At 58.6% G+C, this 14,647-nt stretch carries 13 protein-coding genes; 4 read left to right on the forward strand and 9 right to left on the reverse strand.

Translation table 11 applies throughout. From position 1 onward, the window contains the following. Nucleotides 1-28 precede the first annotated feature (28 nt). Entirely contained in the window at nt 29-952 is a 924-nt protein-coding gene (locus HMPREF2692_RS06365) for a DUF3109 family protein (RefSeq protein WP_061920348.1), read from the forward strand. An 8-nt stretch (nt 953-960) separates the two neighbouring features. Here the strand turns inward: HMPREF2692_RS06365 and HMPREF2692_RS06370 are convergent, their stop codons facing one another. The 3 genes from HMPREF2692_RS06370 to HMPREF2692_RS06380 all read right to left on the reverse strand — a co-directional run bounded on the left by HMPREF2692_RS06370 (nt 961) and on the right by HMPREF2692_RS06380 (nt 3,745). Next, nucleotides 961-1,659: a response regulator transcription factor gene (locus tag HMPREF2692_RS06370; RefSeq protein ID WP_061920346.1), complete on the reverse strand. Its 699-nt coding sequence runs from the start codon at nt 1,657-1,659 to the stop codon at nt 961-963. Then, complete coding sequence (locus HMPREF2692_RS06375; RefSeq protein ID WP_070432520.1) at nt 1,656-2,918, reverse strand: sensor histidine kinase; 1,263 nt, start codon at nt 2,916-2,918, stop codon at nt 1,656-1,658. The genes HMPREF2692_RS06370 and HMPREF2692_RS06375 overlap by 4 nt, the downstream gene beginning before the upstream one ends. Nucleotides 2,919-2,998: 80 nt before the next feature. Further along, nucleotides 2,999-3,745 carry a phosphoglyceromutase gene (locus HMPREF2692_RS06380; RefSeq protein WP_070823115.1) on the reverse strand — a complete coding sequence of 249 codons (747 nt, stop codon included), beginning with the start codon at nt 3,743-3,745 and terminating at the stop codon, nt 2,999-3,001. 146 nt (nt 3,746-3,891) lie between these two features. Between HMPREF2692_RS06380 and HMPREF2692_RS06385 the strand changes: the two genes are divergently transcribed. Then, on the forward strand, nt 3,892-4,932 hold the full coding sequence (locus HMPREF2692_RS06385; RefSeq protein WP_061920342.1) for a hypothetical protein: 1,041 nt from the start codon (nt 3,892-3,894) through the stop codon (nt 4,930-4,932). Here the strand turns inward: HMPREF2692_RS06385 and HMPREF2692_RS06390 are convergent. The 5 genes from HMPREF2692_RS06390 to mshA form a co-directional block, all read right to left on the reverse strand. After that, complete coding sequence (locus tag HMPREF2692_RS06390) at nt 4,929-6,119, reverse strand: ABC-2 family transporter permease (RefSeq protein ID WP_141741015.1); 1,191 nt, start codon at nt 6,117-6,119, stop codon at nt 4,929-4,931. The genes HMPREF2692_RS06385 and HMPREF2692_RS06390 overlap by 4 nt on opposite strands. A 286-nt stretch (nt 6,120-6,405) precedes the next feature. Then, entirely contained in the window at nt 6,406-7,086 is a 681-nt protein-coding gene (locus tag HMPREF2692_RS06395) for an ATP-binding cassette domain-containing protein (protein WP_061920338.1), read from the reverse strand. Between the two features lie 69 nt (nt 7,087-7,155). Beyond that, entirely contained in the window at nt 7,156-7,812 is a 657-nt protein-coding gene (locus HMPREF2692_RS06400; RefSeq protein WP_061920336.1) for a response regulator, read from the reverse strand. Then, nucleotides 7,812-8,945: a sensor histidine kinase gene (locus tag HMPREF2692_RS06405; protein ID WP_082778540.1), complete on the reverse strand. Its 1,134-nt coding sequence runs from the start codon at nt 8,943-8,945 to the stop codon at nt 7,812-7,814. The genes HMPREF2692_RS06400 and HMPREF2692_RS06405 overlap by 1 nt, the downstream gene beginning before the upstream one ends. Before the next feature lie 20 nt (nt 8,946-8,965). Beyond that, nucleotides 8,966-10,231, reverse strand: a complete 1,266-nt coding sequence (gene mshA / locus HMPREF2692_RS06410) for a D-inositol-3-phosphate glycosyltransferase (protein ID WP_061920335.1) — start codon at nt 10,229-10,231, stop codon at nt 8,966-8,968. An 82-nt stretch (nt 10,232-10,313) separates the two neighbouring features. Between mshA and HMPREF2692_RS06415 the strand changes: the two genes are divergently transcribed. Next, nucleotides 10,314-12,032 carry a long-chain-fatty-acid--CoA ligase gene (locus HMPREF2692_RS06415; protein ID WP_061920333.1) on the forward strand — a complete coding sequence of 573 codons (1,719 nt, stop codon included), beginning with the start codon at nt 10,314-10,316 and terminating at the stop codon, nt 12,030-12,032. 187 nt (nt 12,033-12,219) lie between these two features. Here the strand turns inward: HMPREF2692_RS06415 and HMPREF2692_RS06420 are convergent, their stop codons facing one another. After that, nucleotides 12,220-12,714, reverse strand: coding sequence for a glycosyl-4,4'-diaponeurosporenoate acyltransferase CrtO family protein (locus HMPREF2692_RS06420; RefSeq protein WP_061920332.1), 495 nt, complete (start codon nt 12,712-12,714; stop codon nt 12,220-12,222). Between the two features lie 200 nt (nt 12,715-12,914). On the opposite strand from HMPREF2692_RS06420, the gene HMPREF2692_RS06425 reads away from it, so the two are divergent. Next, nucleotides 12,915-14,645: a long-chain-fatty-acid--CoA ligase gene (locus tag HMPREF2692_RS06425; protein ID WP_061920329.1), complete on the forward strand. Its 1,731-nt coding sequence runs from the start codon at nt 12,915-12,917 to the stop codon at nt 14,643-14,645. The last annotated feature ends 2 nt before the right edge of the window (nt 14,646-14,647 follow it).

A 14,647-nucleotide genomic window follows, 5' to 3' on the forward strand; every position in this document is an offset into this window, starting at 1 on the left:
TAGAGTAGTAGGTCTACCGTGGTTAGGTGTGAATCGCCCGAAATCTAGCTCAAAAAATAACCCAGATTCTCACACGGTTTATCTCGGTTTTCCCAGCTCTTCCCCCGCTGCCTCCTCGATCCTTGCAGGCCGCGAGGAGGCACCCGATTTCCCACGGGAATGGTTCGAATTCACCAATCCGGCGGACCCCCACCATGTCTTTTCAATCGATCTCACGTGGGTCGAATCGCACTACACGTGTCAGTTCGGCACCGCGGCTTGCCACGGCATCGATGCCAGCCAACCCGACGTCGGATGTTGCGTCCATGGCGCGTACATGGCTGATGAAACGGATCGGGAGCAGCTTTACGACGCCGTCGAGCGCATGCCAGACAAGTACTGGCAGCTACGCCCAGCTGGGGTAGATAAATACCTTTCCGCCGAAGACCCCACCGAGCTAGAACCCTGGCTCGTATGGGACGAGCTCGACGGGGACGACGGGGAACCAGAGCCAGCACTTAAAACGCCTATCGTCGATGGCGCCTGCATCTTTGCCAACCGCGCGGGTTGGGCCACCGGCGCGGGCTGCGCACTGCATCAGTGGGCAATGGCAGAAGGCGAAGAGCTGACCGTGGTCAAGCCGGAAGTGTGCTGGCAGCTGCCGCTGCGCCGCCATGAGGAATATGAAGAGCGCCCAGACGGCCAGGAAATTCTGCGCACCACCATCGGCGAATACGATCGCCGCGGTTGGGGCGACGGCGGAGAAGACTTCGATTGGTATTGCTCCGCTGATGCGGCCTGCCATACCTCGCCGGACCCCATGTGGCTCTCTCAGAAAACCGAGCTCATTGCCCTTATGGGCGAGGAATGCTACGAAATCCTGGCTGCTCACTGCTCCGCACGAGCCGAAGCAGCCAAGGCTGGCGTTAACCTCACGCGGCACCCGGCCAGCGTGAAGGCCAACGCTTACTAAGGCGCCTATTAAAGATCGAACTTGTAGCCCAGACCGCGCACCGTCACCAGGTGCTGCGGGCGGGAAGGCTCCGCCTCGATCTTCGAGCGCAGGCGCTTGACGTGCACGTCTAGGGTCTTGGTATCGCCCACATAGTCAGCGCCCCAAATACGATCAATCAGCTGGCCGCGGGTAAGAACGCGTCCTGCATTACGCAGCAGGTACTCCAGCAGGTCGAATTCCTTCAGCGGCATCGAGACTGCCTCGCCGTCGACAGTGACGGTGTGACGCTCAACGTCCATGCGTACGCGACCGCCCTCAAGAATCTGCTCGTCGAACTCCTCCTGCGGAGCCTCAGAAGCAGAGTCTTGGCCGCGGCGCAGAACCGCGCGAATACGCGCAATCAGCTCACGGGAAGAATAAGGCTTGGTCACATAATCGTCCGCACCCAGCTCGAGGCCGACGACCTTATCAATCTCCGAGTCACGCGCCGTGACCATGATGACTGGAACCGAGGACGTCGAACGCAGCTGCTTGCACACATCGGTGCCGGACATTCCCGGCAGCATGAGATCCAGAAGAACGATGTCGACGGAGTTCTTCGCAAACTCCTCGAGGGCGGTCGGACCATCCGGTGCGAGGATGACGTCAAAGCCCTCCTTGCGCAGAAGGAACGCTAGTGGATCGGCCAGCGACTCTTCATCTTCAACGATGAGGATGTTGGTCATTGTGCTTTGTCCTTTCGACGTGCGGCTACGCGAGCGACGGCACGAGGAAGCCCAGGCGCAGCTGAGCTGACGGCACCATCTACTTCATTATCCTGATTCTCTACGTTATCCGCTGCAGTTTCGTCTTTGTAAATAGGTAGCTCGATCGTGAAGGTCGAGCCCGTGCCCGGCCGCGACCACAGCTTGATGTTGCCACCGTGGTTGGCCACAACGTGCTTAACGATAGCCAGTCCCAGACCCGTGCCACCGGTCTGGCGCGAGCGAGCTTTATCCACGCGGAAGAAGCGCTCGAAGACTCGCTTTTGGTCCTCCGGGGCGATACCGATTCCGCGGTCAGTCACGCGCACGAGCACGATATCGGTACCGACGATCTTGAGGGTCACCGACACCGGCATCTCATCCGGCGAGTAATGGATTGCATTGGAGATGAGGTTGGAAATAGCGGTGATAAGCAGCGCCTTATCGCCCTTGACCTGCACTCCCACCGGCTTGCCGCGGGTAAGTTCATTCTGATGTGAATCGGCTGCCAGCTGATTGCGGGAGATTGCTTCATCCACCAATTCATCAAGATTTAGCGGCTCCATCTCCGGCAGCGCCTCCGCACCTTGAAGCTTGGAAAGCGCGATCAGCTCGTTGACCATATCCGCCATGCGGTTGGCTTCTTTTTGTAGTTTGCCACCGAAGTATTCCACGGTTTCAACGTCAGCCGGGTCATTGAGCAGAGCCTCCGCCAGCAATGCGATGCCGCCGACAGGGGTCTTAAGCTCGTGGGAGACATTCGCCACAAAGTCGCGGCGAGCGGCTTCCATGCGCACAGACTCCGATTCGTCGGTGCCGTAGACGATGACGAAGCGGTCGTCGTTAAGCGTCAGCGGCTTAACCACCGCCAGCACCTGAGTCACTCGGTTACCGGTACGGCGCTTCGGAATGGAAAGGTCAAGCGAGCGCGTTTCCTTGTCCGCGAAGACCTCCTCCGCGACCTTCCAGATATCCGGATTAACAGTGCGATCATGGACCAAAGACATCTCATGGGCTGAAGGATTAGAAAGGATGACCTCCTTCGAGCGCGAGAGAACCGTGATGCCTGTCGGCGCGCCTTGGATAGCCAAGTGCAAAACCTGGCTCACGGTAGTGACTCTGTTGGAATCAGCATCATTAGATTTGCGGAAACGCTCGATGCGCCCGCGCACCCAAGAGATCACCGGTAGAGCGAAGGCGCAAACCACCACGCCGGCTAGAAAAGCTAAAAGTAATTCCACGTATCTATTACCAGTTAAAACAAAACAATCCCCAGGGAGTATAGACCCCCGGGGAATTGTACGCAGTACTTCAAAAGCTCTTACTTGCCGCCCTGCGCCGCAACCGCTGCGGCGCCGGCAGCAGCAGCTTCCGGATCCAGGTAGGTGCCGCCTGGGTTCTGGACGCTGCCGTCTTCCGCAATCTCGTAGACCAGCGGAATGCCCGTAGGAATATTCAGGCCAGCGATGTCTTCGTCAGAGATGTTGTCCAGGTGCTTGACCAGCGCACGCAGGGAGTTGCCGTGTGCGGCGATGAGAACGACCTCGCCCTTCTTGGCGCGTGGGAGGATCTCCTCCTCGAAGTACGGAACGAGGCGCTCGACGACGTCCTTCAGGCATTCGGTGCGCGGGACCTGCTCCAGGTCCCCGTAGCGCGGGTCGGCGCTCTGGGAGTACTCGGAGGAATCTTCCAGCTCTGGCGGCGGGGTGCCGTAGGAACGGCGCCATGCCATGAACGGCTCTTCGCCGTACTTGTCCTTAGTCTCTGCCTTGTTCAGGCCCTGCAGAGCGCCGTAGTGGCGCTCGTTGAGGCGCCAATCGCGCACGACCGGGATCCAGTGACGGTCTGCCGCGTTAAGCGCAATGTTTGCGGTGCGGATAGCACGGCGCAGCAGTGAGGTGTAGAGAACCTCCGGCAGCAGGCCCTTTTCCTTCAGCAGCTCGCCGCCGCGCTTTGCTTCTGCCTCGCCCTTTGCGGTGAGGTCCACGTCGACCCAACCGGTGAACTGGTTGGATTCGTTCCACTGGGATTGTCCGTGTCGAAGAAGAATAAGCTTTCCTTGAGTCATGCCTTCAAGCATGCCAGTTTTTAATAGTCCGCGCTGCAACTTTTAGCCCTCAGAGGTAACCGAAAATTTCCTACAATGGGCTTTTACTGCTCAAGAAATCTAAATCACAATTAAATGGAAAACACTCGCCGAAAGCAGAAGCTGCCATGCACGTCATTCAGATAGCCCCACCCCACTTGGAAACCAACGATTCCCCTTCCCTAGCGCTGCGCGTATGCCACGAGGCGGACAGCGCATTGCTTAAATACCTCGCAGGCAACGATGATTTCTGCGAGTCCATGGACAGCTTGCTCAATAGTTTGCGTCCAAGTTCCCAGCGCCTTTCCTTCCTGCTCGCCGCCTGCGAGCAGGAAGGCCAGCTGCGCGCCCAGGAGGATGAGACCGACCTCGGTGCGCGCGGGTTCCTGCGAGTAAACATGCCGCTGACGGGTGAGACCACGCTGGCCTATTTGGCCCCCATCTTCGTCGATGACTACAGCGAAGAAGTTCTCGATGCGCTCTTGGATGCGGCCGCGGAGCTCATGGCACAGCACGGCCGCACCACCATTACATTGGATGTTGACTTTGCTATAGGCGGGCTTGACGACGACCCCCGCGCCGCCGCTTTCACAGGCCACGGCTTTGTACTCGGCATCGTGGAGCAGGCTTGCCAGCTTGAACTCGCCAAAGCCGAGCCAGCGCAGCTGCCTGCAGGCCTGCGCGCCGAGTACTTCGAGGGCCACCTCCTGCCCGAGCACCTCTCGGACCACACCGACTCTTTCCTTGAGATCCTCTCAATTGCTGACCTCGACGTCCCCACCGCCGAAGGCCCCATCGAGCGCGAGTGGACCGAAGAAATGCTGCAGGAAGCCGCAAAGCACCATGCTCGCTCCAAGACGGTCACGGCCAATGCGGTTCTCATCGATGAAGAAGGCATCGCCGCCCTCTCCGTGCTGCTCCTCGATCCCTCACACCCCGAAGTAGCCAAGCAAGAGCTGACCATCACCCACCGCCGCGCCCGTGGCCGTGGCTGGGGCATGCTGGTCAAGCAGGCGCTCTGGGGCGAAGCCGCTGCCCGCTACCCACGCTTAAAGCGTGTCACCACCTACAACGCGCTGAGCAACGAGCGCATGCTCGCCATCAACGCGAAGCTGGGCATTGAGCCGAAGTTCTGGTGGACTTCCTGGACGAAGTCACTCGCGAGTTAAGAATCCGAGCTCCCGACCATGGGAGCCTTCTTCTGCCAGCAGAAACAAAGGGATGCGAGCGCTACCACAATCACGGGTATCGCTACTGTCATTCGGCCGATATTCGTGACCGTCTCCGGCCAAGCGCTAAAGGCTACAGTCCACAATGGAGTATTCGCTAGGACATCTCCGCCCAACGTAAGCGAAATGATCGCAAACACGATGCTCAGAGCAAGCGTGAACGTGCTCCCGAATCGGGCATTTAATAGCAAGCTTGCCAAAGCGATAATGGTGCCCACTGCGATGCTGAGCACGAGGCGGCGAAGCTCATCGCCAAGCGCACCGCCAGCAATGAGCCCAGCAAGCAAGCTGCATGCTGACATTACAGCGACCACGCTGATTAACCAGTAGATCAAGGTGCTTCGGCACCCTCGATATTCGAGCAACATCAACGGCCAACTATCGCGCAGTGCAGCCCATCCCAGCACGGGTGCAAGCCCCGATCCGATGGGCAAAATGCCGAACACGAACAGGCCATGGACATAAGAGGCCGGGTACAGCAAAGCGGTAAATACCAGCAGCGTTGCGCTAAGGACCATGCAGGCCACTAGCGCTGGTGCCGTAGCCGCAAAGCAAAGCGCTAAAAATGGCCGTGGCCGTTGTGCACAATCCCTTGTAACCACAGCGGGCTTCCACCCCACCCCAGGTTCGTTTGCTGTCGCTTTCGAGCGTCGGACTAGCCGTGGGTGCCAGCTATCTGGTGCCCAGAGCGCTGCTGCAATTCCCACCAGAGCAAGAAGAACGCACAAAGCTAATGCGTTCCATGGTTTCTCAGCTGCCAAAGACGCACCCGGCTCAAGTGGAACGGAGTTTCGGTGAATGCCCATAATCGGCAATACAGCTCGCACCGGCCATGCTGGCGGGCACATCCACCAATTGTCGGCTTCCACGACGGGATTTAGAGCAAAGAATAGTTGCCAGATAACAAACACTACGAGTGTCACTACCAAGTTGGTCAGGCGTGCTACTGCTGCTGCCAATCCAGCAATACCAATCGAGCCGACAAAGCACAGCACACCGACAGCGAGAATGCGTGAGCTATTCTCGCGCGAATAGACGGCCAACCAACTTCCGCCGAAATTAATTACATGAAATACAGCGATGCTGAGGAGGACAACGAGGAGGCGGGCCAACCTTTCGGCATTCAAGAATCGCGTCCTTTGCACCTTCGGAAGCCCCGCCAAACGCATATGCGTCCCGCCAAACCGAGCACGCTTCTCCCGTGCCTCCGCAGCTGCAGCAAACATTGCAACAAGTGGAGCCGCCATCCCGGTGACATACATTGATTGCCACATGAGTACGCCCGTCGCATCGGTGGCAGGAGATGCAAGGCGAGAAAGGTTATATGTCAGAAGGACCAAAGGCACGGCTATCAAAGGCAACCACACCAACGAAGTACCGCGAGCGCGCAACAGCTCGGTATGAAGCTGACGCCTAAACATTGCGTCCCCCTGCGGTGAGGCGGAAGAACTCTTCTTCCAAGTTTCCTTCCGGAGCCAAATCACGCAGAGGCCCCGAATAAACGATTTCACCTTGTGCAAGCACAGAAATGTCATCTGCGAGATGAAGTACTTCCCCAAGTTGGTGAGAACTAACTAGAACCGTGCCGCCTCGCGCAGCCCAGTCACGCAGCAGCTCACGCAGCTCACTAATTCCTTGCGGGTCAAGGCCATTTTGCGGCTCATCAAGTACGAGCACTTCGGGGTCGCCGAGAATCGCTTGTCCTAGGGCCAACCTAGCTTTCATTCCGGTGGAAAAACTCTTGGCTTTCTTGCCACCGACGTCCACCAGCCCAACCACAGCAAGAGCCCGATCGGCCTCCTCCGCGGGCAGACCAAGCAATCTTGTGTGCACAAGGAGGTTATTCCGTGCGCTGAGGTGGCCGTAGAAAGCTGGCCCATTCAAGGACGCACCGACCGTGGGCAGCTTACCGATTGTTCCCGAATCTGCAGATGAAAGTCCCAACAAAATCGACATCAGGGTGGACTTTCCCGCGCCGTTTCGCCCAAGCAAAGCATGTACTCGTCCAGGAGTTACTGAAAGCGAGACGTCGTTGAGGACTCGCTGGTTCCCGAACGACTTGGTGACACGTGACAAGCTAAGTGATGAGGACATGAAAGAAGTATGTCGCCGTAGCTTCTTTCCTGTATCCCCCAGCAGAACCAACCTTGGCCGGAAGTTCTCCTACTGCAGTAGGACTTTTTGGCCTAGCAACACCAAAGCCACACGGTCCCTAGCTTGCAGCTTCGACATGAGCGAGGAAACGTGCGTCTTTACGGTGGTCTCAGCGAGGACGAGTTCTTGGGCAATTTCCCGGTTAGTCGCGCCACTAGTGATCAGCCGCAGCACTTCCAACTCGCGTCGAGTCACCAATGCAAGCCCTTGCCTTTGCGCTGCTGATAGTTCGGCTCGTCCAGCAATCGCTGCGCGATAGCCCTCCAAAACCGTTCCGGTCACTCCGCTTGCTAGGACGGCTTCTCCTGCATGAACCGCACGAACAGCGCCTAAAAGCACCTCCGGGTCTGAATCTTTGAGAAGAAAACCATGGACTCCCGCGAGCAACGCAGAACGAACCAGCTCCTCTTCATTAAACGTCGTTAGCATGATCACCCTAAGTGACGGGTTCCTTGCCAAGAGGGCACTTGCAGCAGCTATTCCATCCATCCCTGGCATCCGAATATCAAGAATCGCAATATCGAGCGAATGCGCAGCTGCAGCCTCGACGGCTGCTTGCCCATCACCGACCGCGGCAACGACCTTAATGTCCCCTGCGGCATTAAGAATGGTTTCCAACGCACTGCGCAGCAGCGGCTGGTCATCAGCAAGAAGTACTCGAATCATTATGTTGTCCTCTGCGGAAATTGTGCTTCCACTAGGAAGTGCCGAGCGTCTCCGGAGGTACGCACCCAGCCACCCAATGCTGTAGCCCTTTCGGCGATTCCCACCAAACCTACACCGGCTCCTGATGTCTCTCCTTGTGGTCTACCCCATGACTCAACACTCAGCGCAGCAGAATCAGAAAGTTTCAGGCGAACTGTCGCCCCTGTCCCTTGGTGGCGAAGCACATTAGTCAGTGCCTCCGTGATAATCCGGACCAAAGCCAATTGGGTTAGCGCAGGAAGAGTCACCGGGGTATTCGGTAAATCTGCGCTGATATCAAGGCCTGCAGCGCGAAAACCTTCCACGACCTTGGGAATATCGGATAGTTGGCGAGATGGCTCGCGCGTTGTCGGCGCCCGTAGCGAGGACACAATTGAACGCACCTCCGCGAGCGCTCCGTCCGCTTCAGTTCGGATAGTTCGCAATGCTTCCTCCGATGTCCCCGAAGCAACAAGACCAGCATTTGCTTGAACTTTGATGAGGGTCAACGAATGAGCTAGTACGTCATGTAGTTCACGCGCGATAAGAAGCCGCTCTTCTTCCTGAGCTTCACGCTGTCGCGCCTGCCGTTCCACCTCCTTGTCACGCAAACGCACCGCAACTACATAAACGAGTAACAAAAGTAGCCAGTGGAAAAGGAAAGTAAATAGAAAATCCGTTCCGCTTCGGTATCGCTCGGTCAGGTCTGGTTGCAGCTTCCACATGAACGGCGAAGCGAAAGTGCCAGCGAACGTTGCGCCGAGAATAGCCTTTGGAATCCACCGTTCTTCACATAAACGCGCAGAAGAATAAACAGCTAAAGGAGCAGCAACCAACCACGGAGAGAATCCAGAATTCGTCGGGAGCGCCAGCATCCAGGTAATTGCCCATGCCCCTAGACAGAAAATCATCCCTACCGGAGCAATGACAGGCCGCGACCGCCAAATGAGAAAGAACGGGACAAAGGCCCACGAAACCACAGCTTGCACGATGTGGATCTCCATAGGCAGCGGCCCCGGTACCAGGGTGTACAAGAGCGCCAGTAACACGGCCAAGCCCGCAAGCAGCACATCGCCTAAGCGGAGAGTGCGCAGAAAAGTCATGCCTTTAGACATCAAGTCTTTTCTCCCGCTACTTAGTAACCAATTGCCCGGCGCGCATGGCAATCCGGGACCTCGATGTGCAGGGCTTCCTCGTAGATCCGGGCAAGAACGTTGGCGGATTCAGCCCAGCTGAACTTCGCGGCGTGGCTGACGGCGGCTTCGCCCATGCTGATGCGCAGCGGGTCGTCGTCAAGCAAGTGCTCCAAGGCATCCGCCCAAGCCTCGGGTGAGTGGCCGTCGACGAGCTCGCCGGTCTTTCCATCTGCCACTGCGATGGGTAGGCCGCCCACGCGCGCAGCGATAACGGGGGTACCGGAGGCCTGTGCCTCCAAAGCCACCAACCCGAAGGACTCGTTGTAGCTGGGCACCGCCACCAGATCGGCCGCGCGGTAAATGGAGACCAACTCCTCCGGCGGACGCGGGCTTAGAAAGCGCACGTACTTGGAAAGCCCCAGCTTATGCACCAGGTTCTGGTAGTACTCCGGCGTCGAGTTTGCACCCGATGGGCCGCCGCAGAACAGCACGCGAATATTGCGATAAGGATCGCGCTCAATGAGCTCAGCGGTTGCGCGAATGAGAACCTCCGGGCCCTTGAACTTCTGCAGACGGCCCACGAAGGCCACGACCTTGGTGTGAATCGGAATGCCCAGCTCGCGGCGCGAACGCTCTGTGTTGCGGTTGGTGCCCGGAGTAAACAGCTCAACGTCAGCGCCGGGCGAGACCACCTTGATGCGGGAAGGGTCGGCGTCGTAATGCTCGACCAAATCCTGCGCCTCCTGCTTCGTATTCACAACGAGCAGGTCAGCGTTATCGACCAACTGCTGCTCGCAGATGCGGCGCGCTTCCGATTCACGCGCATCGTCCGCGGTGCGGTGGGCATTCTTTACCGCCGCCAAAGTATGCGCCGTGTGCACCAGCGGCACGCCCCACAGATCACGCAGCAGCCAGCCCACCTGGCCGGAGAGCCAGTAGTGCGTATGAATAAGGTCATATTCCAGCCCAAAGCATTTCACGAACTGCACCAGGCCACCGGCAAAGGCGATCATCTGCGTGGGAAGGTCTTCCTTATCAAGGCCCTCGTACGGGCCGGCCACGATGTTGATAACCCGGAGGCGCTCTTCAACCTCGACGATTTCCCCCTGGCTAGGCCGGGTAGCACGGGTAAAGACATCGACCTCTACTCCCTGCTTAGCCAGCTGCCGCGCGATACTAAGAACGTAGACATTCATGCCGCCGGCATCGCCGGAACCGGGCTGCTCGATAGGGGAGGTATGCAGAGAAATCATCGCGATGCGCATAGCTACACAGTCTAGCGTTCCCTATTCGTGGCTATACTGGCCCGTGCTAAAACTTACGTAACCGAAAGGTGCTGAATTCCCCATGTCGGCAATCGACAACAAGGAGTGGCTCCAGTTCTACCCAGAGTGGACACCACACCACCTTGACTACGGAGACACCACTCTCCTCGACATTTACGACAACAATCTGGCAATCAACCCGGATAAGCCCGCGACGTACTTCTTTGGCAAGACCCAGACTTTTGCTGAGCTCGACCGCCAAGTTCGCCGCGCGGCCGCCGGCCTCCGGGCATTTGGAGTGCGCCCAGGTGACAAAGTGGCCATCGTCGCCCCGAACTGCCCGCAGTACGTTGCGGCCTTCTACGCCATCCTGAAGCTCGGCGCTATCGCCGTGCTGCATAACCCGCTCTACACTGCGCACGAGCTGGAGGGTTTGTTCAAAGATCACGGCGCCCGCATCGCGATTGCCTGGGACAAGACGGCATCTACCCTGGAGAAGCTGCGCGGCACCACGAACCTTGAGACGGTCATCTCCATCAACATGATCGATGCGATGGCAACGACTCAGAAGATGGCGCTGAAGTACCTGCCATTTCTTAAGTCCAAGCGCGAGCAGCTTTCTACCCACGCAAAGAACACCGTGACCTGGGATAGCCTCATCGGCAACGCGATTGGCGGCGACGGCCGCGACGTCACGACGCCGGAGGACGTCACCAAGGACACCGTGGCGGTCATCATGTACACCTCCGGCACCACGGGGCAGCCAAAGGGCGCGCAGCTTTCCCACGGCAACTTCTTTGCCGTGATTCTGCAGGGCAAGCACTGGGTCCCTGGCCTGGGCGATAAGCCAGAGCGCATGCTGTGTGCGCTGCCTTTCTTCCATGCTTATGGCCTGGTCATGAACGTCATCCTGCAGCCGCTCATCGGTGGCGAGCTGGTCATCATCCCGAAGCCGGACATCTCCCTCATCATGGACTTGATGAAGAAGCACACCCCGACGTGGATTCCGGGCGTGCCGACCCTCTACGAGCGCATCGTGAAGGCAGCTGAGGAAGACAACATTGATATCAAGGGCGTGCGCGCGGCTTTCTCCGGCGCCTCCACCCTGCCTGTCGATACCGTGGAAAAGTGGGAAGAATATACCGGCGGCCTGCTGGTTGAAGGCTATGGCCTAACCGAGTGCTCCCCCATCATCGTGGGCAACCCGATGAGCACCGATCGCCGCCCAGGTTACGTGGGCATCCCGTTCCCGGATACCGAGATCCGCATCGCAAACCCGGACAACCTCGACGAAACCCAGCCCGACGGCGTCGAGGGCGAGGTCCTCGCCCGCGGCCACCAGGTATTCAAGGGCTACCTCAACAACCCTGAGGCCACCGAAGCTGCCTTCCACGACGGCTGGTTCCGCACCGGCGACATGGGCATCATGGAAGAAGACGGCTTCATCCGCCTGGTTTCGCGCATCAAGGAAATCATCATCACCGGCGGCTTCAACGTCTATCCAGGTGAGGTCGAAGAGGTACTGCGTACACACCCGGCGATTGACGACGTCGCGGTTGTCGGCCGCCCGCGCTCCGACGGCTCTGAGGACGTCGTGGCCTGCATCGACCTGGCCAACGGCGTAGCGCTCGACCCTGAAGGTTTGAAGGAATTCTGCCGCGAGCGGCTCACCCGCTACAAGGTGCCGCGCACCTTCTACCACTTCGAGGAACTGGCCAAGGATCAGATGGGCAAGATTCGCCGCCGCGAGGTCCAGGCCGATCTGCTCGAGCGCCTGGAAAAAGAGAAGGCTGGGCAGTAGCCGCTGCTTCCGGCTCGACTTCCCGGTCCCTTCCAAAAGCTCCCCTTCAAAAGCTCTTTTTGCTCAGCTCCCATCGCCGGGCAAAAAGAGCTTTTGGCCGTTTCCTGACGAGCTTCTACTCGACATACAACCCTTTGAAAGGGAACTTTTGCACGGGACCAAAAAGAGCAGCAACAGCCTGAAACGACTAATCCCTCAACCGCGTCATAACGCGGATCTGCAATAGGACCGGGTAAACATGGCCAATTATCCCGATCATTAGGAGGACTACCGCTGCCAGCCAGCCGTCGGCGGTAACCGCCCAAATCGCACTGGCTACATGAAGCAGCACCGACCACGAATGCCCAACCGCAGAGGCGCGGACGTGCCGCAGGATCGGACCTTTCTCATTGCCATCCGATTCGCGCTTTCGCATTGCGACTATGTGCCTGTTCCAACCGATTCGCCAGAGAAAGGCGTTGAAGCAATCCACGCCCCAACGTCGGCTGGCAGCACGTGAAAGAGAGAATCGGCGCCACAACGAGGCCGGAAGATAGCGCTCCAGTGAGCCACCGACGAACAGCGCAAAGCCAAACCCCATGAGCGTTACCGTGACAACAAACCCCACGGAATCAGCACCAACCGCGCCCGCCACTACAACGAGGCCGTAGATTCCCGCAGCCGTGAAAAGTAAAGCAACCACGAAACACTCACCGCTTCCCCGTCTCGGTTCCTGCAAGAACTATGAGTACAAATGTGAATTCTAGCGGACCACAAACACGGCGAGCTAAGGAGAAACGGCAACTACCCCATCGCAAAAGTTTGGCAGGCAGAAGTATTTAGTTCACAAAATGGTTATAATGTCCGAAACAAAACTGTTTGCCACCCCAAAGGAGTGACGTCATGTCGGATACCCAGCCATCTGCATACGAGTCCAAAGCCTGGCTTGCCAGCTACGCCGAGTGGACCAACCACCACCTCGACTACGGCGAACAGACCCTGCTTGATATCTACAACGAGAACCTTGCCAAGCACGGAACTTGGCCGGCTACCTGGTTCTTTGGACGCCAACAAAGCTACCACGAGCTAGATATCCAGGTTCGCGCCGCAGCGGCCGGGCTTAAGGCCTTTGGCATCCGCCCCGGCGATCGCGTGGCCATGGCGCTTCCTAACTGCCCACAGCACATCGCGGCCTTTTATGCGGTGCTCAAGTTGGGCGCAATCGTCGTCGAGCACAATCCGCTCTACACCGCCCACGAGCTCGAGGGCCTTTTCCAGGATCACGCCGCCCGCGTGGCCATTGTCTGGGACAAGATGACCGCCACCTTCGAGCAGCTGCGCGAAACCACCCCGCTTGAGACGATCATCTCCGTCAACATGACCGAGGCCATGCCGCGCAGCAAGCAGCTGCTCCTGCGCATTCCTATCCCACCCATCACGGAGCAGCGCGAGCAGCTCACCGCCCCAGCGCCCAACACCGTGCCGTGGAGCACCCTGACCGGCACCGCAATCGGCGGCGATGGCACCAAGCTTGCCGACGCCGAAATTCACCCCGAAGACACCGCCATCATCCTGTACACCTCCGGCACCACGGGTACACCGAAGGGCGCGGAAATCACCCACGCGAATATCTGCGCCAACGTGAAACAAGGTGTGGCCTGGGTGCCCGAGTTTGGCAATAAACCCGAGCGCATGCTGGCCGCTCTGCCAATGTTCCACATCTACGGCCTCACACTCCTCGCAGCACTCGGCGTCTACGTCGGCGGCGAGCTCGTACTCACCCCGGCACCAAAGATCCCGCTCATCATGGACATCATGAAAAAGCACCGGCCTACCTGGCTGCCTGGCGTGCCCACCTTGTATTCCAAGATCATCGAAGCTGCAGAAGCCAACAACGTCGACATCACCGGCGTACACAACTCGCTATCGGGCGCCGCCGCGCTGCCGCCGGAGACCGTTGAGAAGTGGGAGTCTTTGAGCGGCGGCCTATTGGTTGAAGGCTACGGCCTCACCGAGACTTCCCCGGTCCTTACCGGCAATCCGATGAACAATTCACGACGCCCCGGCTACATCGGCATCCCCTTCCCCGATACCGAAATCCGTATCGCTAACCCGGACAACCTTGACGAGACCATGCCAGACGGCGAGCCCGGCGAGCTGCTCGCGCGCGGCCCGCAGGTGTTCAAGGGCTACTTCAAGAACCCAGAAGCCACTGAAAAGGCCTTCCACGATGGCTGGTTCTGCACCGGCGATATGGCGGTCATGGAGTCCGATGGCTTCATCAAGATCGTCTCCCGCATCAAGGAGATGATCATCACCGGCGGCTTCAACGTCTACCCTGGTGAAGTCGAAAAGGTCATCGGCATGCACCCCGACGTCGTCGATGTCGCCGTGGTGGGCCGCCCGCGTGCAGACGGCTCCGAGGACGTCGTCGCCTGTGTCATCCTGCGTGACGGCGCCGCCCTCGACCCAGAAGGCATGAAGGACTTCGCGCGCCAAAACCTGACCCGTTACAAGGTGCCGCGCACCTTCTACCACTTCGAGCACCTTGCCGCAGACCAGCTAGGCAAGATTCGCCGCCGCGAAGTGCAGGCGGATCTGCTGCAGCGCCTAAAGTCCGGAAACCACAGCTAGCG

The sequence above is a fragment of the Corynebacterium sp. HMSC036D03 genome, from assembly GCF_001836185.1.
GTDB lineage: Bacteria > Actinomycetota > Actinomycetes > Mycobacteriales > Mycobacteriaceae > Corynebacterium > Corynebacterium simulans.